The organism is Novosphingobium malaysiense (genome assembly GCF_000802225.1).
Lineage (GTDB): Bacteria > Pseudomonadota > Alphaproteobacteria > Sphingomonadales > Sphingomonadaceae > Novosphingobium > Novosphingobium malaysiense.
On sequence record NZ_JTDI01000002.1, the window covers coordinates 566199 to 584541 of the forward strand.

Annotated in this window: 22 protein-coding genes; 19 read left to right on the forward strand and 3 right to left on the reverse strand. The window is 64.2% G+C overall.

What is annotated here, in order from left to right:
* Positions 1–10: 10 nt before the first annotated feature.
* Together pspA and LK12_RS07625 are read right to left on the reverse strand one after the other, a co-directional pair.
* Positions 11–868 (reverse strand): phage shock protein PspA, encoded by an 858-nt coding sequence (pspA, locus tag LK12_RS07620; protein ID WP_039281285.1) that lies wholly within the window; start codon positions 866–868, stop codon positions 11–13.
* Positions 865–1059, reverse strand: a complete 195-nt coding sequence (locus tag LK12_RS07625; RefSeq protein WP_039281288.1) for a hypothetical protein — start codon at positions 1057–1059, stop codon at positions 865–867. The genes pspA and LK12_RS07625 overlap by 4 nt, the downstream gene beginning before the upstream one ends.
* A gap of 162 nt (positions 1060–1221) precedes the next feature.
* Here LK12_RS07625 and pspF point away from each other — a divergent pair, with 162 nt between their 5' ends.
* The 13 genes from pspF to LK12_RS07680 all read left to right on the forward strand — a co-directional run bounded on the left by pspF (position 1222) and on the right by LK12_RS07680 (position 12177).
* Positions 1222–2280, forward strand: coding sequence for a phage shock protein operon transcriptional activator (gene pspF, locus LK12_RS07630; protein WP_039281291.1), 1059 nt, complete (start codon positions 1222–1224; stop codon positions 2278–2280).
* A gap of 99 nt (positions 2281–2379) precedes the next feature.
* Positions 2380–2895, forward strand: coding sequence for a helix-turn-helix transcriptional regulator (locus tag LK12_RS07635; RefSeq protein WP_039281294.1), 516 nt, complete (start codon positions 2380–2382; stop codon positions 2893–2895).
* A gap of 60 nt (positions 2896–2955) precedes the next feature.
* A complete protein-coding gene (locus LK12_RS07640; protein ID WP_231568270.1) occupies positions 2956–3309 on the forward strand; it encodes a hypothetical protein in 354 nt (117 codons plus the stop codon).
* A 20-nt stretch (positions 3310–3329) separates the two neighbouring features.
* Complete coding sequence (locus LK12_RS24590) at positions 3330–3806, forward strand: hypothetical protein (RefSeq protein ID WP_156135421.1); 477 nt, start codon at positions 3330–3332, stop codon at positions 3804–3806.
* Positions 3776–4168 carry a JAB domain-containing protein gene (locus LK12_RS24595; RefSeq protein WP_269430654.1) on the forward strand — a complete coding sequence of 131 codons (393 nt, stop codon included), beginning with the start codon at positions 3776–3778 and terminating at the stop codon, positions 4166–4168. The genes LK12_RS24590 and LK12_RS24595 overlap by 31 nt, the downstream gene beginning before the upstream one ends.
* 324 nt (positions 4169–4492) lie before the next feature.
* On the forward strand, positions 4493–5065 hold the full coding sequence (gene rimP, locus LK12_RS07650) for a ribosome maturation protein RimP (RefSeq protein ID WP_039281298.1): 573 nt from the start codon (positions 4493–4495) through the stop codon (positions 5063–5065).
* Between the two features lie 2 nt (positions 5066–5067).
* On the forward strand, positions 5068–6696 hold the full coding sequence (nusA, locus tag LK12_RS07655; protein ID WP_039281300.1) for a transcription termination factor NusA: 1629 nt from the start codon (positions 5068–5070) through the stop codon (positions 6694–6696).
* On the forward strand, positions 6677–7396 hold the full coding sequence (locus LK12_RS07660) for a DUF448 domain-containing protein (protein WP_039281303.1): 720 nt from the start codon (positions 6677–6679) through the stop codon (positions 7394–7396). Before nusA ends, LK12_RS07660 begins: the two co-directional genes overlap by 20 nt.
* A gap of 23 nt (positions 7397–7419) precedes the next feature.
* Positions 7420–10029, forward strand: a complete 2610-nt coding sequence (infB, locus tag LK12_RS07665; RefSeq protein ID WP_039281305.1) for a translation initiation factor IF-2 — start codon at positions 7420–7422, stop codon at positions 10027–10029.
* A gap of 92 nt (positions 10030–10121) precedes the next feature.
* Complete coding sequence (locus tag LK12_RS24600) at positions 10122–10295, forward strand: hypothetical protein (protein WP_156135423.1); 174 nt, start codon at positions 10122–10124, stop codon at positions 10293–10295.
* Positions 10292–10825: a DUF1697 domain-containing protein gene (locus tag LK12_RS07670; RefSeq protein WP_039281308.1), complete on the forward strand. Its 534-nt coding sequence runs from the start codon at positions 10292–10294 to the stop codon at positions 10823–10825. The genes LK12_RS24600 and LK12_RS07670 overlap by 4 nt, the downstream gene beginning before the upstream one ends.
* 131 nt (positions 10826–10956) lie before the next feature.
* A complete protein-coding gene (gene rbfA / locus LK12_RS07675; RefSeq protein WP_039281311.1) occupies positions 10957–11349 on the forward strand; it encodes a 30S ribosome-binding factor RbfA in 393 nt (130 codons plus the stop codon).
* A 96-nt stretch (positions 11350–11445) separates the two neighbouring features.
* Positions 11446–12177, forward strand: coding sequence for an alpha/beta fold hydrolase (locus LK12_RS07680; RefSeq protein WP_039281313.1), 732 nt, complete (start codon positions 11446–11448; stop codon positions 12175–12177).
* A 12-nt stretch (positions 12178–12189) separates the two neighbouring features.
* On the opposite strand, the gene LK12_RS07685 is transcribed toward LK12_RS07680, so the two are convergent.
* Positions 12190–13830 carry a DUF1963 domain-containing protein gene (locus LK12_RS07685; protein ID WP_039281315.1) on the reverse strand — a complete coding sequence of 547 codons (1641 nt, stop codon included), beginning with the start codon at positions 13828–13830 and terminating at the stop codon, positions 12190–12192.
* Between the two features lie 121 nt (positions 13831–13951).
* On the opposite strand from LK12_RS07685, the gene LK12_RS07690 reads away from it, so the two are divergent.
* The 6 genes from LK12_RS07690 to rpsO all read left to right on the forward strand — a co-directional run bounded on the left by LK12_RS07690 (position 13952) and on the right by rpsO (position 18114).
* Positions 13952–14542: a thymidine kinase gene (locus tag LK12_RS07690; RefSeq protein ID WP_039281318.1), complete on the forward strand. Its 591-nt coding sequence runs from the start codon at positions 13952–13954 to the stop codon at positions 14540–14542.
* Between the two features lie 150 nt (positions 14543–14692).
* Entirely contained in the window at positions 14693–15613 is a 921-nt protein-coding gene (locus LK12_RS07695; protein WP_039281319.1) for a sulfotransferase family protein, read from the forward strand.
* A gap of 42 nt (positions 15614–15655) precedes the next feature.
* Positions 15656–16342 carry a site-2 protease family protein gene (locus LK12_RS07700; protein ID WP_039281322.1) on the forward strand — a complete coding sequence of 229 codons (687 nt, stop codon included), beginning with the start codon at positions 15656–15658 and terminating at the stop codon, positions 16340–16342.
* Between the two features lie 117 nt (positions 16343–16459).
* Positions 16460–16855, forward strand: coding sequence for a DUF6491 family protein (locus tag LK12_RS07705; protein ID WP_052223246.1), 396 nt, complete (start codon positions 16460–16462; stop codon positions 16853–16855).
* Between the two features lie 48 nt (positions 16856–16903).
* Complete coding sequence (truB, locus tag LK12_RS07710; protein WP_052223247.1) at positions 16904–17839, forward strand: tRNA pseudouridine(55) synthase TruB; 936 nt, start codon at positions 16904–16906, stop codon at positions 17837–17839.
* A gap of 5 nt (positions 17840–17844) precedes the next feature.
* The gene (gene rpsO / locus LK12_RS07715) at positions 17845–18114 is read left to right on the forward strand and encodes a 30S ribosomal protein S15 (RefSeq protein ID WP_039281325.1); all 270 of its coding nucleotides are present in this window, start codon (positions 17845–17847) and stop codon (positions 18112–18114) included.
* The last annotated feature ends 229 nt before the right edge of the window (positions 18115–18343 follow it).

Below are 18343 nucleotides of genomic sequence, written 5' to 3' on the forward strand. Positions count from 1 at the left end.
TGCACCGCTATTATTCAGACTTTGCTTCGCCGGACTGCGGCTTGGCCGTGTCGCTGGCGCCCATTGCACGCTTCATCTCGGCGAGTTCCGCCTCGATCTTGTCGCCATCGGCAAGCGCGGCGATCTCGTCGGCAAGTGTCGGCTGGCGATTGTCGGCAAGGTTCATCGCCTCCGCCCGGCCTTCGGCATAGTCGACACGCCGTTCGAGCTGATCGAACCGTGCCATTGCGTCGTCCACGCGCTCGCTCGAGAGCAGGGTGCGCAGTTTGACCCTGTTTTCGGCGCTCTGCAAGCGTGCAGCGATGGATGACTGGCGGCTGCGGGCCTCGCGCAGGCGGCTCTGCAGTTTCTCGATATCCTCCTCGTAGGCGCGCAGGGCATCGTCGAGCACGGCGATTTCCGCCTTGAGCTGCTCGGCCATGTCGGCTGCCTTCTTGCGTTCGAGCAGAGCGGCGCGGGCCAGGTCCTCGCGGTCCTTGCTCAGCGCGAGTTGCGCCTTTTCCGACCAGTCGGACTGCAGCTTGTCGAGCTTGGTGACGTGGCGACGCAGTTCCTTCTGATCGGCGATGGTGCGCGCGCTGCTGGTACGAACCTCGACGAGGGTTTCCTCCATTTCGAGGATGATCAGGCGGATCATCTTTGCCGGGTCTTCCGCCTTGTCGAGCAAGTCGTTGAAGTTGGCGGCTACGATATCGCGGGTGCGGGAGAAGATACCCATCCTGATGTTTCCTTTTTTGTAGGTCGGGCGAAAGCTGGCGGCGCCGGTGTGATGGTCCATATCGTTGGCAGCCATGAACGGGAGAGCCTTGGCCTGGCCTGCACGATCCGAAGTCTGCACAATTTCAATCTCGGCGTCGAGCCTGCTCATGCCAGGGGTACTCCGCATACGGCGGGTGCGGCGGCATAGGCCTTGGTGGCGCCGAACTGGTCGGCCATGACCAGGAGGTTGAACGCGCCCATCGCCAGCAGGCTGATGATGATGGCCCAGTCCAGCTTGGTGCGGGCCATCGTGGACCGGACCTGGGGCTGGCTTGAAGCGTTGGCGTTGCACTGTGGCATGGCGTTGTTCCCTCAAATTCCTCAATTCGTGTCTTGCCGCTGACATCGCAAACCGCGTGCCAAATCGGATATTGCGCAGTTTTCAGGCGATTTTTCTCGACGCGCGGTCGGCGACAAAAAGATGAATTGCCAATAAATAGCGAAAATTGCTAACTATTGGGAATGGAGCGGGACGTTCAGTTCATCGGCCAGTCGATGGCCTTCCTCGATGCGGTGGAGCGGGCCAGCCTCGCCGCGCCGGTGCGCCGTCCGGTCCTGGTGATCGGCGAGCGCGGGACCGGCAAGGAACTGATCGCCCAGCGCCTGCATCGCCTCTCGCCGCGCTGGGGGGAGCCGCTGGTCACGCTGAACTGCGCGGCCCTGCCGGAAACCCTGATCGAGGCCGAACTGTTCGGGCATGAAGCCGGCGCCTTCACGGGCGCGACCCGCGCACGCGCCGGCCGCTTCGAGGAAGCGGACCGGGGAACGCTCTTTCTCGACGAACTCGGCAACCTTTCGATGGCGGCGCAGGAGCGGCTCCTGCGCGCCATCGAATACGGCGAGGTCGTGCGGATCGGTTCGTCCCGACCGGTCACGGTGGACGTTCGGATCGTCGCTGCGACCAACGCCGACCTTCCGCGCATGGCCGAAGAGGGTACCTTTCGTGCAGACCTGCTCGATCGCCTCAGCTTCGAGGTCATTACCCTGCCGCCGCTGCGCGCCAGGGAAGGCGACGTCCACGAACTGGCCGACTATTACGGGCGCCGCATGGCGAGCGAACTGGAGTGGGGCGGCTGGCCGGGATTTTCCGAAGCTGCCCTGGCCGTTCTCGCCGCGCACGACTGGCCGGGCAACGTGCGCGAACTGCGCAATGTCGTCGAGCGCGCAGTCTATCGTTGGGGGCGCGACGATGCGCCGATCGGCGAAATCATCTTCGATCCCTTCGAAAATCCCTGGCGGGCAGACGATGAACAGCCGGCGAAGGCATCGTCGCCCTCTGCCGGTGGACAGCGCGCCATGACACGAGAAGTCGGCAACGTTTCCCGTGAGATCCCGCAGGATCTGAAGGCTGCGGTGGAGGCTTTCGAACGCAGTCTGCTGCTCGATGCGCTCGACCGTCACCGGTGGAATCAGCGCCGCGCCGCTGCCGCCACCGGCCTCACCTACGACCAGCTGCGCCATTGCATCAAGAAACATGGGCTTCACGAAACCGTTGCAGGCGCTAATAGTAAGCAAGGCTAGTTATCGATCGTTCAGTGGCTTTGCGGCTACGCAGTATCCGATTGGTGATGCGCGGCCGATGCCGTATTTTCGGACGGAACAGAATGAGTCTTTGAAGTCGTGACCGATGATGCCCAAGCATTGAAGCAACTGGAAAGCCTGACTGCCAAGCAGGTCGAAGTGCTTGATCTGCTGGTCATGCACCGCACTACCAAGGAGATCGCGCGCGAGCTTTCCATTGCACCGAACACTGTCGACCAGCGGATCAATGCCGTACGCGACAAGTGGGGAACCACCAACCGCAAGGATACGGCCCGCCGCTATGCATGGCTGCTGGAGCAATGTGGCAAAACCACATGTGGTTTTTCACGTGTCGACCAGGAGGAAAGGAACGGGAAGGACGGTGGACAGGACCTGCCGGTCGATCCGGTTTTCGTCCTTTCCGATGCCTCCGCCTATGGTCGGCCTCGGGACTGGTACGAACACCTGGACACGCGACCGAAAGGCCTGGAGGCTTTCGATGCAAGGTTCGGGCGATTTGGCCGCGTCGCTGCGGTTCTCGTCCTGGCGCTGATAATGGCTTTGACGCTGGCGTCTTCGCTGGCGATTGCCGAGGTTCTCGGGAGACTGATCTGAACGGTCGGTAGTTTCGAGACCGGAACCGAGCATAGCCTTCGACCTGGAATTGGCGCCCTGGTGCCGCTGGAGGCGAAGATTATGACCCCTGAAATTGCCAGCATGCGGATCGCACGCAACATCAAGTCGGTCGAGGATGATCTGGATGAACTGCTTGCCAAGGCCGGCGAACTCCTTACCGAACTCGCCCGAGCTCGGGTGGCTGCGCTCGATGCTGCCGTGCACGGCCAGCGCCCGATGGCGCGCGTCGCGGCCATGCAAAAAAGTCTGATCGAGGCCCGCTCCGAAATCGTGCGGGCGCACAACGATCTCGCGAAGTTGGCGGAAACAATGGACATTCCGACCGATTGCCCCGACCAAGCGCATCTTGCCGATGATATGCGCGCCGGGCGGGATATCTCCGTCGCGGCCTGAATTCTGGGAGAGGGGCAGGTTTGACGAATCCGCTGCAGATTGCGTTTTTTCTGCTCCTCGCCCTGGCCGTTCCCGTGGCCGTCTGGAAAGGCGGCACGCCGGAGCGGTTCGGCGCGGCTGCGATCCTCTTCATGTGGGGGCTGCAGTCTGTGGGGGATCGAATCCTTCCTTCCGGATGGACTTCCGTCGACACGTTCTCCTTCCTGTCCGACGTGACCGGTTTCCTGGCCTTTGGCTATCTTGCCCTGGAGGCGCGGAGGATTTGGCCCCTATGGGCAACATCGCTGCAGATCTTGAGCTTAAGCGCGCACTTCGCAAGATGGGCGGACATAACCATCCATCCCATGGTCTATGCCGTGATGCGCGGAGCGCCGACGTTCGGCGCCCTGATCGCGATCTTATTGGGCGTGCTGTTCCATCTGCGCCGGCTTCGGCGCGATGGCTCCGATCCAGCCTGGCAGATCTGGTGCCGTTTCGCAGCAGGATCAAACCGCTAGCTGCGCCTCTCTTCGAAATCCTCGTGCGATCGATGGGCGGGCTGCGGCACGAAGTGCTCCTGCAAGTGCTGTATGATGAGAGCGGCAGGCTGTGCGGGCATCAGGTGTGTGGCGGTAGCGGGCTCGCCTGCGTGTCCGTGCGCTATCGCGACCTTTTCGAGCATGCGTTCAGAATCGACGCGAGCGGCTTCGTTCTCGTCCACAACCACCCTTCAGGCGATGCCCGGCCCAGCGCCGGAGACATCAGGGCGACTCGCGCGCTCGGCGCCGTCGCCCAGGCCATGGACATGGAGTTTCACGATCATCTCATCGTTGCCGGCCATGCGGCAGTGAGCATGCGCGAAGCCGGTCTCATGGCCTGAATGCCGGGGGCTTGAAACGGTTGACTGCCCTTGGGCAGGGGCAAGGGATCCCGCAGTACGGCGTGCTCGAGCGCCGTGGTGCAGGAGTCGGCCACTGGGGAGTGGCGGCCTGCGTGCGCCGGGAATTTCCCGGCGCACGCAGGCTTGAGGCACACGAAGCAAAAGCGCACGCCGGCCCCTTGCCTTTTTGGGGGAATGCGCCTATCTGGCCCTCATCCCGACATTGGTGAAACAAGGATCGGGCTGGCGCCGGAAGGGGCCGGCGCGAAACTGCGTTGCATCGATGCCGCACCGACCGATCGTTTTAGACTGGAGAATGCCCGCGTGGCCGATATCGCCCGCCTCACGCAAGTCATCGAGCCCGAGGTAACTGCCCTCGGCTTCGATCTCGTGCGCGTGCGCATCTTCGGCAAGAGCGAGGTCGGTGATGACGAACTGGCGCTGCAGGTCATGGCCGAGAACCCCAAGACCGGGCAGCTCGTGCTCGACGACTGCGTGCAGCTTTCGCACCGCATTTCCGATCGCATGGACGCGCTCGAGGAAGCTGGCGAAGTGCTGGTCGACGGTGCCTACCGGCTCGAGGTCAGCTCGCCGGGCATCGACCGACCGCTTACCCGGCCGAAGGACTATGCCGACTGGGCCGGGCACGAGGCCCGCATCAACCTGACCGAACCCGTCGCCGGAAACCGCAAGGCGCTCCACGGGGACCTGATCGGTATCGAGGGCGATCCCGGTTCCGAAGTGGTCACGCTTGAGGACCGCAAGTCCGGCCGTGTCAGCTTCCCGCTGACCAATATTCATTCTGCAAGGCTTGTCCTGACCGACAAGCTGATAGCCGCAACCCGCCCGCTCGATACCAGCGGCGCCGACGAGATTTTCGAGGAACAGGAAGACTGACAATGGCCAGTGCGATTTCCGCCAACCGCGCCGAGCTGCTTGCTATCGCGAACTCCGTCGCGTCGGAGAAGATGATCGACAAGTCGATCGTCATCGAGGCGATGGAAGAGGCGATCCAGAAGTCGGCCCGCAACCGCTACGGTGCCGAGAACGACATCCGCGCGAAGCTCGATCCGCGTACCGGCGATCTGCGTCTGTGGCGCGTCGTCGAAGTGGTCGAGGAAGTCGAGGACTACTTCAAGCAGGTCGATCTCAAGCAGGCCGAGAAGCTGCAGCCGGGCTCGAAGCTGGGCGACTTCATCGTCGACCCGCTGCCGCCGGTCGATCTCGGCCGTATCGATGCGCAGTCGGCCAAGCAGGTGATCTTCCAGAAGGTCCGCGATGCCGAGCGCGAGCGCCAGTACGAGGAATTCAAGGATCGCGTGGGTGAAGTGATCACCGGCGTGATCAAGTCGGTCGAATTCGGCCACGTCATCGTCAACCTCGGCCGCGCCGAGGGCGTGATCCGCCGCGATCAGCAGATCCCGCGCGAAGCCGCCCGCGTCGGTGAGCGCGTGCGCGCCATCGTGCTGCGCGTCGAGCGCCAGAACCGCGGCCCGCAGATCTTCCTTTCCCGCGCGCACCCCGAGTTCATGAAGAAGCTCTTCGCGCAGGAAGTGCCCGAGATCTACGACGGCATCATCGAGATCAAGGCCGCTGCCCGCGATCCCGGCTCGCGCGCCAAGATCGGCGTGATCAGCCACGATCATTCGATCGACCCCGTCGGCGCCTGCGTCGGCATGAAGGGCAGCCGCGTGCAGGCCGTCGTGCAGGAACTGCAAGGCGAGAAGATCGACATCATTCCCTGGAGCGAAGACACCGCGACCTTCGTCGTCAACGCGCTCCAGCCCGCGACTGTCAGCCGCGTCGTCATCGACGAGGAAGAGAGCCGCATCGAAGTCGTCGTGCCCGATGACCAGCTTTCGCTGGCAATCGGCCGCCGTGGCCAGAACGTTCGCCTCGCCAGCCAGCTCACGGGCTCGCAGATCGACATCATGACCGAAGCCGAGGCTTCGGAGAAGCGTCAGAAGGAATTCCAGGAACGCTCCAAGATGTTCGAGGACGAACTCGACGTCGACGAGACCCTCTCGCAGCTGCTGGTGGCCGAAGGCTTCACCGAGCTCGAGGAAGTCGCCTACATCGACATGAACGAACTGGCCGCGATCGAGGGCTTCGACGAGGAACTCGCCGAGGAACTGCAGAGCCGCGCCCACGAAGCGCTCGAGCGCCGCGAGGAAGCGGCCCGCGAGGAGCGCCGTTCGCTCGGTGTCGAGGACGCCATTGCCGAACTGCCGCACCTGACCGAGGCCATGCTGGTCACGCTCGGCAAGGCAGGGATCAAGACGCTCGACGACGTTGCCGATCTCGCCACCGACGAGCTCATTGCCAAGAAGCGCACCGAGCAGCGCCGTCGCGACGGCTCGGTCAATCGCCGCGCCCGCGAAGAGGACAAGGGCGGCGTGCTTGGCGAGTACGGTCTGACCGAAGAGCAGGGCAACGAAATCATCATGGCAGCGCGTGCGCACTGGTTCGAGGACGAAGAGCCCGCTGCCGATTCCGGGGAGGCCGCCGATGCGGAATCCTCGCAATGAGCGCGTAAGCTCCGACATCGACAACGCCAGGGCGGAGAGGACTTGCATCCTTTCCGGCCGGAAGGCTGCGCGGGATGAACTGCTGCGTCTGGCGATTTCGCCGGACGGGGTGGTGCTTCCCGACGTGCACGCACGTGCCCCCGGGCGCGGGGCGTGGATCGGCGTTGCGCGCGCGGACCTTGAAAAAGCCGTCGCGAAGGGCAAACTAAAGGGAGCGCTGGCGCGCGCATACAAGGGCGCGCCGCTTTCCATCCCCGACGACCTTGCCGAGAGGATCGAACAGGCGCTGACCCGCGCGCTGACCGAGCGGCTTGGGCTCGAACTCAAATCGGGCAAGCTGCTCATGGGCTCGGACCGCATTGCGCAGAATGCGCGCGAGGGCCGGGTTGCCTGGCTCGGTCATGCCGCCGACGCGAGCGAAGACGGTTCGCGAAAGCTCGATCAGGCCTGGCGGGTCGGGCGCGAGGCGGAAGGAAGCGGTCTCATGGGCACGCGCTTGCCTCTGGACCGGGAGACGCTGTCTGTGGCATTGGGCCGCGACAACGTCGTTCACCTGGCGCTGAATGACCGTGGAGCGGCCGAACGAGTCGCTTTGCAACTGCAGCGCCTCCTGCATTTCCAGGGGCAGGCCGATTGGAACGCGGCCGACACGGATGATGTAACCGGGCAGGCGCCAGCTGCGCCCGTGACGACGAATTGAGATTGAAGGGCAAAACGAGAGATATGAGCGAGACCGACAACAAACCGACCCTGGGCCGCAAGCCGCTTGGGCTTAAGCGCTCGGTGGAAGCGGGTGAGGTCAAGCAGACCTTCAGCCACGGTCGTACCAACAAGGTCGTGGTCGAGGTGAAGCGCCGCAAGCTGATCGGCAAGCCCGGTTCGGAGGCGCCTGCCGAGGCCAAGACCGAAGCGCCCGCTCCCAAGCCTGCGCCGAAGAAGCCTGCGCCGGCGCCCAAGCCCGCGCCGAAGAAGCCGGCGGCTCCGGCGGGCGAGACTCGTCAGGAAATGCAGGCGCGCCTGCTGCGCGAGGCCGAGGAAGCCCGCCTTGCCGCGCTCGAGGAAGCCAACCGCCGCGAGCAGGAAGAAAAGCTGCGCGCGCTGGAGGAGGAAAAGCGCCGGGCGGAAGAGAATCGCCGCGTCGAGGAAGAGGCTGCCGCAGCCGCCGCCAAGGCGGAAGAGGAAGCCGCCAAGGCTCCTGCGCCCGAGGAAAAGGAGCCGGAGCCGAAGGCGGAAGCGCCTGCTGCCAAGGCCCAGGAACCTGCCGAGCAGGCAGAGGAAGCTGCCACGCCGGTTCCGGCGCCGCGCAAGTTTACCCCGGTGCAGCGCCCCGAACCCCGCAAGGCGGAATCATCGGGCGGTGGTGCGCCGAAGAAGGCCGACTCCGGCAAGAAGGGGGCTCCGCCCTCACGCGGCGGCGATCGCAAGGATCGCCGCCAGTCGGGCAAGCTCACGGTCACTCGCGCGCTCAACGAGGACGAGGGTGCACGCGCCCGTTCGCTCGCCGCGCTCAAGCGTGCCCGCGAGAAGGAGCGTCGTGCCCACTTCTCCGGTCAGAGCCAGCCGCGTGAAAAGCAGGTGCGCGACGTCATCGTTCCGGAGGCGATTACCGTTCAGGAACTGGCCAACCGCATGGCCGAGAAGGGCGCCGACCTGGTGAAGGCGCTGTTCAACATGGGCATGATGGTCACCGTCAACCAGACGATCGACCAGGATACCGCCGAACTGCTGGTCACCGAATTCGGCCACAACATCGAGCGCGTTTCGGAAAGCGATATCGATATCGACACCTCCACGGACGTCGATACCGAGGAATCGCTCAAGCCGCGCGCGCCGGTGGTGGCGATCATGGGCCACGTCGACCACGGCAAGACGAGCCTGCTCGACGCTCTGCGTGGCACCGACGTGGTGCGCGGCGAGGCCGGTGGCATCACGCAGCATATCGGCGCCTACCAGATCAAGACCAAGAGCGGCGACGAAGTCACCGTTCTCGACACGCCGGGCCACGCGGCCTTCACGCAGATGCGCATGCGCGGTGCCAACGTCACCGACATCGTCATTCTCGTGGTGGCAGCCGATGACGGCATCATGCCGCAGACGATCGAGGCCATCAATCACACCAAGGCCGCCGGCGTGCCGATGATCGTGGCGATCAACAAGTGCGACAAGGAAGACGCGAACCCGCAGCGGATCCGCGAACGCCTGCTCGAGCACGAAGTGATCGTCGAGGAGATGTCGGGTGACGTGCAGGACGTCGAAGTCTCGGCCAAGACCGGCAAGGGTCTGGAAGAGCTGATCGAGAAGATCCTGTTGCAGGCCGAGTTCATGGAACTCAAGGCCAACCCCGATCGCCCGGCCGAGGCCACAGTCATCGAAGCCAAGCTCGACAAGGGCAAGGGTCCGGTCGCGACCGTTCTCGTCAACCGCGGCACGCTCAAGCGGGGCGACATCTTCGTCGTCGGCACCGAGAGCGGCCGTGTGCGCGCGATGAACGACGACAAGGGCCGTCAGGTGAAGGAAGCGGGCCCGTCCACGCCGGTCGAGGTTCTCGGCCTCAGCGGTGTGCCGATGGCAGGCGACATGCTCAATGTCGTCGAAAGCGAGCAGCGTGCCCGCGAAGTCTCGTCCTATCGTCAGGAACAGGCGACGGCCAAGCGCACTGCCACGGCTCCGGCCAGCCTCGACACGATGTTCTCGGCGCTCGCCGCCAAGCAGAACGTCATCGAGTATCCGGTGGTGATCAAGGCGGACGTGCAGGGGTCGGTGGAAGCGATCAACAACGCGCTTCACAACCTTTCGAACGACGAGATCAAGGTTCGCATCCTGCACTCGGGCGTGGGCGCCATCACCGAGACCGACGTGTCGCTGGCTTCGGCCTCGGGCGCGCCGATCATCGGCTTCAACGTCCGCCCGAACGCCAAGGCGCGCGAGCAGATCGAGCAGTCGAAGACGCGGATGATGTACTACGACGTCATCTACGAACTGACCGAGGAAGTCGCCAAGGAAATGGCCGGCATCTGGGGCCCCGAACGCGTCGAGACCGTCGTCGGCCGTGCAGAGGTCAAGCAGGTCTTCCCGGCCGGCAAGAAGGACAAGGCCGCTGGCCTGCTTGTCATCGAGGGCTTCATCCGCAAGGGTCTCAGTGCCCGTCTCACCCGCAACGACGTCATCGTTTCGGCCACGACCATCGCGTCGCTGCGCCGCTTCAAGGACGACGTCGACGAAGTCCGTACCGGTCTGGAATGCGGCGTGGTGCTGGCGGATACCAACGACATCAAGGCGGGTGACCACCTCGAAGTCTTTGAAGTCAGCGAGCGCGAACGCACGATCGGGTAACCTCGCGGTTCCTGAGAATGTCCAGCGGCCGCTGTCGGTTTGTCCGGCAGCGGCCGTTGCGCGCTTCGGCGGGTGTAGCCCGACCGGCCGGCATGAGCGACTTGTGTTTCCTGGCGCAGGACGGCGGGAGCGGCGAAGACGATGAGGAACAGAAGGCAGCGGGTTGCCTGCTGGACGCCGTTTACGAGGTGCGTGGATGCAGGCTTTTCCTCAGCCCCGCGTTTGCCGGTATCGCGATGCTGCCATTGATCGGAGTCCACCCATGACCCGCTATCTCGCCCTGTTCGGTTCGATCAACGTCGGCGGCAATCGCCTGAAGATGGCGGACTTGCGCTATGCCTTCGAGCGCGAGGCATTCGAGAATGTCGAGACGGTGGTGGCCAGCGGCAACGTCCTGTTCGATTTCGACGAACGTCCGACCGACGGGCTCGAAGAGCTCTTTGCCTACATGATGCGCGATCGTTTCGACATCGACAGCTTCGTTGCGGTGCGCACGAAGGACGAGCTCCGGTCAGCTGTGGAGGACAACCCTTTTGTTGGCGGTAGCGACGACAAGTTCGTCCACACTCACTTTCTCGAGTGTCAGCCTGATCGGGCCAGGTTCGACAAGCTGGTGAGCGACCACCAGGAAAGAGGGGACGAGAAAATGGCACTGGGCGAGCGCTGCCTGTACATCGACTATGTGAACGGTGTCGGCGACAGCAAGCTTACGAGCGCCTTCATAGAACGGCGGTTGGGCTGCCGCGGCACGGCGCGCAATGTTCGATCGCTGGCACGTATTCTCGCCAAGATGTGAGCCGGATCCGGCGCGGTGCGGGCCACTGCGGTCGCTTCGGCGGCGTTTCACGAGGATAACTTCGCACTTTCGCTTTTGCGGCGCGAGCAAGTGTTGCAAAATATACCGCGCCTCCCACATGGTCCCGGACGATGGCACGTCAGCAATTCACGCCCGAACAGCATTCCGTCCGCCTGCTCAAGGTGGGCGAACAGGTGCGCCATGTGATCAGCGAAATTCTCGCCCGGCAGCAGGTCCATGACGATACGCTCACCGCGCACTCCGTTTCCGTCACCGAAGTGCGCATGACGCCGGACCTTCGGCAGGCCACCGTCTACGTGAAGCCCTTGCTCGGTCAGGATGAGGAAGCCGTGCTCAAGGCGCTGCGCACCAACACCGCCTATTTCCAGCGCGAAGTGGCGCAGCGCCTCAAGCTGAAGTTCGCCGCCAAGCTTCGCTTTCGATCCGACGAGACGTTCGACGAGGCGAGCCGGATCGATGCCCTGTTGAACGATCCCCGCGTCAGGCGCGACCTCGACGACTAGCATTCCCATCCCCGCGACGATGCTGGGGGAACTACCCATTCCCTGCCGGCGGATTCGCGGTATCTCTTTGCAGGAATAGAGCAGGGAGACGGAAGAATGGCGCAGTTCGTATTCCTTCATGGAGGCGGGCAGGGAAGCTGGGTCTGGGACGAGACGATCGTGGCCGTCGGCCGCCAGTCCCAAGGCAGGGCCCAATGCCTGGCGCTCGATGCCCCCGGTTGCGGGAGCAAGCGGGGAGTGGATACGTCAGGCTATGCCTTTGCCGACACCACCCGGGAACTGATTGCGGACATAGAACGGGCCGGCATGCTCGATGTCGTTCTGGTCGGCCATTCGCAGGCGGGCATGACGCTGCCGCACATTGCCGAACTCGCGCCGCCGGGCCTTGTCAGCAAGCTCGTCTACGTGGCGTGCTCAGCCCCCCTCAAGGGCCTCAATACACTTCAGCAGATGGGGCAGGGGCGCCATGGCGAGAGCCCGGACGAGGTCGGCTACCCGCTCGGGCCGGATGCAGCGATGGAGGAGCGCTTCGCCGCCATGTTCTGCAACGACATGGCAGAACCCCGGCGGTCCGAGTTCCTGGGAAAGCTGGGCAAGGATAATTGGCCAGCGAGCGCCTACACCTACAGCGACTGGCGTTACGAACACCTGCGCGGCATCCCGTCGAGCTATGTCGTCACCCTGCGGGACGGCGTCCTGCCGGTGGAGTGGCAGGAGCGGTTCGCCGACCGGCTCCATGCGCGAAGAATCGTGCGTGTCGATGCGGGCCACCAGGTCATGAACACGCGCCCCGAGGCCTTGGCCGAAGTGTTGCTGGCCGAAGCCTGAGGCGTCCGGGGCTCAGGCTTCCTCGAACAAAAGGCGCGCATTCTCCCATCGCCCGGCGGCGGCATCCTGCGGGCTTATCCAGAACTGGAACATACCCAGTTCGCCCCAGCGCCATTCCATCATGTCATCGTAGGCGAGTTGCAGGAGCAGGATTTCGCCGGCTTGGGCATGCTCGGTAGATTGCCGGCCGGCGCCGGGGCCGAACATCTGGTGCTGGTGGCGTATCGGCAGACGGTATTCGCGGTTGATCCTGTCCAGTTGGTCGTCAGGCATGGCTGCCAGGGCTTCGGGCGCATCGGTCACCATCGTGCGCAGCGAAAGGGCTGCAAGGTCCGCGAGCGTGAGCGGCGCGTTGTAGCGAACGACTTCGGAACAGTTGGCATGCAGCTCGGCGAGGAACTCCTCGATGAGCCCGTATTCCTCGGCCGTGAGCTGCTGCCAAGGGTCCCGCCCGGCCACGAACTGTTCGAGCGCGGCGATCATGTCGGGAATGCCGTCGCGTTGGGCTTCTATCGCCGCGAGGTCCGCCTGCCGCTGGGCAAGATGTTCGCGGGCGGCCTCGAGGCGGGCATCGTCCGGGCCTCCGTCGGCCTCGATGGCGGCGACCGCTTCTTCTGCCTGCCGAACGCTGTCGCGCCTTAGCGCCACCGGGCGTTTTGCCTCTTCGATTGCGACATGAAGCTGGTCGGCCAGGTGATTGACCCCATGCCACCACAGATAGGGTGAACCCTCGGCGCCGAAAGGCCCATTGCGCGGGGCTGCATGAGGCGCGAGCAGGTCGGTCATGACAGTTTCGGTTTCCTGTCGATGCGCTGCGTCGCCGGGGCCGCGCAGCACTTCCGGCAAATCGAGAGCGACGGGTTCAACCGGCCAGAATGGAAAGAAATGGCGGCTAAGGCGATTGGCTTTCGTCGGCAGGGAGAAACCGCCCTCGTCGAAGGCCGGAGGCAGGTTCTGCGGCGGTTCGGCGAAGTCCCAATGGCCTTCCGGCACTGCGACCACGGCGCCCGTGCCGAGGAAGAACGCCAACGAACCCGTATGCGGCAAGGGACTTTCGGGGCAGGCCGCAGCGAGTTCGGCAAGATCGATCTGCGCCGCGAAGGGCAGGGGCGTGCCGCCTGTATCGCAAGGCCAGGCAGCTTCACCGAGCCGAGGCAGTCCGCCCAGCCAGCTGCGATCATCGAACCAGTCGCGGTCCCGTTCTCTCGGCTTGCGTATCAGCACGACCGGCCGTGGCCCATTGCCCGCATCCGGGCCTGCGGCTTCGGCACTATCGCCGATGGCGCGACGGCGCAGGCTGGCGATCCTGTCTTCCTGCGACATCGGTTCGGGGCGCCATACCGGGCCCGGCGCCGCATAGGCGGGCGATGCTTCATCGGGCCGCCTGGACTTTGCCGCTTTCCTGTCCACCGGCCCTTCGCCGATGGTCAGGGCGACAAGCAGGACGAGCACGATACCGAGCAGGAGAAATGCAATGATCGCGGCATTTCGTCCACCCAGCGCAATGGCGTGGGCCGCCGCTTCATCGAGCAGGGACAGGATGCGTCGGGCGGCCGGGGAATCGGTGGGAGAGGCGATTGGCGCAAGGCCGACATAGGCGGCCATCAGGGCGCTGAGCCCGAAGACCGCGATCATCGCCAATACTCTTTTCATGCCTGCCCCCTGCGTTCCCGGCAGTATTCCCCTAAATCGCGATGGCTGGATTCATTCAATCCGGGGAGAAGCATGCGCAATCCCGTGCGCGGCAAATGACGCGGTGTTATCCCCAGTATTCATGGCAAAGCTCTACTTTTACTACGCCAGCATGAATGCGGGGAAGTCCGCGACGCTGCTGCAGGCGAATTTCAACTACAACGAGCGCGGAATGCGCACGATGCTCTGGACGGCGGAGCTCGACGACCGCAGCGGGCAGCGGGGCGACGGACACGCCATCGAAAGCCGCATCGGCCTGCATGCCGGGGCGCATCGCTTTTCCCGTGAAACCGACCTGCTGAACCGCGTCCAGGACACCCATGCGGTGGAGCCGCTGTCCTGCGTGCTCGTGGACGAGGCGCAGTTTCTTACGCCCGAGCAGGTGTGGCAGTGCGCCGACATTGCCGACAAGGCGAACATTCCGGTGCTCTGCTATGGGCTGCGTACCGATTTCCGCGGGCAGCTGTTTCCCGGTTCGGCGGCCCTGCTCGGCCTTGCCGATACCCTCGTCGAACTGAAGGCCGTGTGCCACTGCGGGCGCAAGGCCTCGATGAATCTGCGCGTCGATGCCGCGGGCCGGGCCGTCAACGAAGGGCCCCAGGCCGAGATCGGCGGCAACGACCGGTACGTGGCCCTGTGCCGTCGCCATTTCAGCGAGGCGCTCGGCCGTTGAGCCCCGGCCCGGCCTGAATTCATCAGTTCGGCCCGTGGATGGGGCAGCCCCCCGCAAAAACGCGAGGGGTAGTGTCAGATACAGAAATCTTCCTGCAACGTTGGAAGGCCAATTTCTCCGTAACCGCAAAAAACACGGAACGGGTCGCACATGCAGAATGCCATCGTCCATCTTGGCTATCACAAGACGGCCACCACCTGGTTGCAGGAACAGGTCTTCCCGCGCGCCACCAGTCATGACTTCGTGCCGCGCAAGGCGGTGCAGGATGCCTTGCTTGCACCATCGGGCCTGCATTTCTGTGCCGACAACGCGCGCCGCGTCCTGTCGCTGCAAGGCCGCAACCGGCCGGTCCTGCTCAGCGAGGAAAACCTCTCCGGTTACATCCACAACGGCGGCCTGCACGGGTTCCTCGCGCCGGAGATGGCCCGCCGCGTCAAGGCGGTCTTTCCCGACGCGCGGATCGTCGTGTTCATCCGCAACCAGTTGGACATCTGCCGCGCCAGTTATGCGCAATATGTCTCGGGTGGCGGGACCTGGAGTGCGCGGCGCTATTTCGAGACCGCCCGCTTCGTGCGCGGGGCGCTGACGCGGCCCTGGAAGGCGCCGGTCTTCGAGTTCGAGCACTTCGAATACGATCGCCTCGTATCCCACTACGACAGCCTGTTCGGCGCAGAACGGGTCCACGTCTATCCCTACGAATGGTTGCAGGATCGCTCCTCCATGCTGAAGCGCATGGAGAAGGACCTGGGCCTGTCACTGGACGCCCTGCCGCCCGAGGGATCGCGCGCGAACCGATCGCTCGGTGCTGCCGGACTGACGGCGATGCGCGCGGTCAACCTGTTTACCCGCCAGTCGGTCGTCAACAAGGACAGGATCGTCGATCTGCCGGGCGGGCAGGTCCTGCGGCATGGCGCGAAGTGGCTGGTGGGCCGGGTGCCGGTGATCAACCGCAGTCCGGCACGGCTGTCCGATCGGCTCCGCCGGCGGATCGCCGAACACTATCCGCAAAGCAACCGCCGCCTGATGGCGATGCGCGATCTTCCGCTCGACGATCTCGGCTATCCCGTCTGACCCGCCGTTGCGGTGGGCTCCCGCCCGTCCTAGATGGGAGCTATGAGCGAATTCCTGCTGCAGGCCGCAGCGATCATCATTCCCCTGATCATCGCGATCGTGTTCCATGAAGTCGCACACGGCTGGGTGGCACGGATGCTCGGCGATCCGACCGCGCACGAGCAGCGTCGGCTCAGCTTCAATCCGCTGCGCCACGTCGATCCGTTCGGTACGATCATCCTGCCCGGCATGCTGTGGCTGACCACGCATACGGCGTTCGGATGGGCCAAGCCGGTGCCGGTCAACAAGTGGCGGCTACACGATCCGCGCCGGGGCATGATGGCGGTGGCGGCGGCAGGTCCGGGGATGAACCTGGTGCTTGCCGCCATCGGTGCGGTGCTGCTGGGCCTGCTGGTGCGTTTCGCCGGAGACAGTTCTTCCCCGTCGCTTCAGTTCGTGGCCGACAACTTCAACAATTTCATCATGATCAACGTCTTCCTGGCGTTCTTCAATCTCCTGCCGATCCCGCCCTTCGACGGATCGCACATCGTCGAAGGCGTGCTGCCGCCACCTGCAGCGCGACAGTACGAGCGGTTGAGGCCCTTTGGTTTCGTACTGCTGTTTCTGGTGCTGCTGGTGATTCCGCAGCTGTTTCCCGACTGGAACGTGATCGAGCGGGTCGTGGTCCCGCCGGTGCGGTGGATCGGGGAGCACTATTACCACCTGGCACGGGCCGTTGCAGGCCTGTGAGCGGTCGCTTCGGACAATTCAGGTTTGTATGACTTTGTCTCACCGCCTTGCGGCCGAGGCCGCGAGTGCCGATTTTACAGGGGCGGGGATGGCAGGACAGACCGGAAAGGACCTGCGATGAAACGCCTTTCTCTTATACTTCCGATCGCGATGATGGCCGCTGCGCCCTTGCCTGCGCTGGCTGCAAATGCGCATGCAGAGGCCCCCGCCAAGACCCGGAGCGGGGCCTCCATTCCCTTCGCCAATCACGGCGGCGTGTGGGACTGGCGCGCCGACGGCAACCGCACGGTCTATTTCGAGGACAATCACGACAACTGGTACAAGGCCGAACTGATGGGTTACTCGCCGGACCTGCCGTTCGTCGAGTTCATCGCTCTCGACACCCGGCCAAACGGCACGCTCGACCGGTGGAGTGCGGTCTACATTCACGGCCAGCGCTATCCGTTCGTGTCCTTCGAAAAGGTCGATGCGCCTCCGGGTAAGCATGAGGCCAAGGACAAGGCCAAAGGGTAAGCCGGCACCGCCGTTGACCGACGCGTCCGTGGCGCCCATGGGGGCGCCATGACGCAGGCCTCCCCTCCAACCCGTCCGGCGCCCAGCGGATGGGTCATTCTCGACAAGCCTGTCGGGCTCGGCTCGACGCAGGCCGTGGCTGCCGTGAAGCGCAATCTGCGCGAGGCGGGCTATGGCAAGAAGGTGAAGGTCGGGCACGGCGGCACGCTCGATCCGCTGGCGAGTGGCATCCTGCCGGTGGCCCTGGGCGAGGCGACCAAGCTCACCGGGCGAATGCTCGATGCGAGCAAGACCTATGAATTCACCGTCCGCTTCGGTGAGGAGACCGATACGCTCGACCTCGAAGGCGCGGTGATCGCCACCAGCGATGTGCGTCCGACGCGTGGGCAGGTGGAGCAGGCGTTGCCGCAGTTCACCGGCCCGATCGAACAGATCCCTCCCGCATACTCCGCGCTGAAAATCGATGGCCAGCGCGCCTATGATCTGGCGCGGGCGGGCGAAGAGGTGGCGCTGAAGGCCCGGCGGGTCACGGTGTTCGCCCTGTCTCTCGAACATTTCGACGAAACCGAAGGGGCCACGCTCCTCGCAAAAGTCTCCAAGGGAACCTATATCCGGTCCCTGGCGCGCGACATCGCGCAAGCCCTCGGCTCATGCGGCACGGTGACCATGCTTCGCCGCACTCAGGCCGGCCCGTTCGACCTGTCCCACGCGATTTCGCTGGACAAACTGAACGAAACCGGTAAGGGCGCGCCTCTTGAACAGATACTCTTGCCGCTGGAGGCGGGGCTGGACGACATCCCGGCCATCGACCTCGATCCGGAGCAGGCAAGGGCGGTCCGGCAGGGCCGCGTTCTTACCGGGTCGCCCCACGAAGACGGGCTTTACTGGGCGCGGCAAGGGAATGTTCCTGTTGCGCTGGTGGAGCTTTCGGGCGGAGACGTCCGGGTTGTCAGGGGGTTCAATCTCACCGATGTCGCGGAGTAGAATGAATGTCGGTTACCGCTGAGAAGAAGCAGGAAATCATTTCGGACAACGCACGTGGCAATCAGGACACGGGCAGCCCGGAAGTCCAGGTCGCGATCCTCACCGAGCGCATCGTCAACCTGACCGAACACTTCAAGACGCACCACAAGGACAACCATTCGCGTCGCGGTCTGCTGGCCATGGTCAACAAGCGCCGCTCGCTGCTCGACTACCTCAAGAAGAAGGACGTCGAGCGCTACAACGCACTGATCCAGAAGCTGGGTCTGCGTAAGTAACGCAAGATTTCGGCCCGCCACTGGCGGGCCGTTTCGCATTTGCGTTGCCCAAAGAGGGCGTCATCCCGGCAGGGCGTCGGGAGCGCTGGCCGTGAAAGCGGCAGTACGTTACAAGCCTTCCGCCGCAAGACATGGCTCGAAGGCACAGGATCCCGGATTTGGGATCACGAAAAGGGGCGGGCTTCGCAATCCGGCGAAGTTTCAGCCGAAGGGGCGACACATGCCCCGC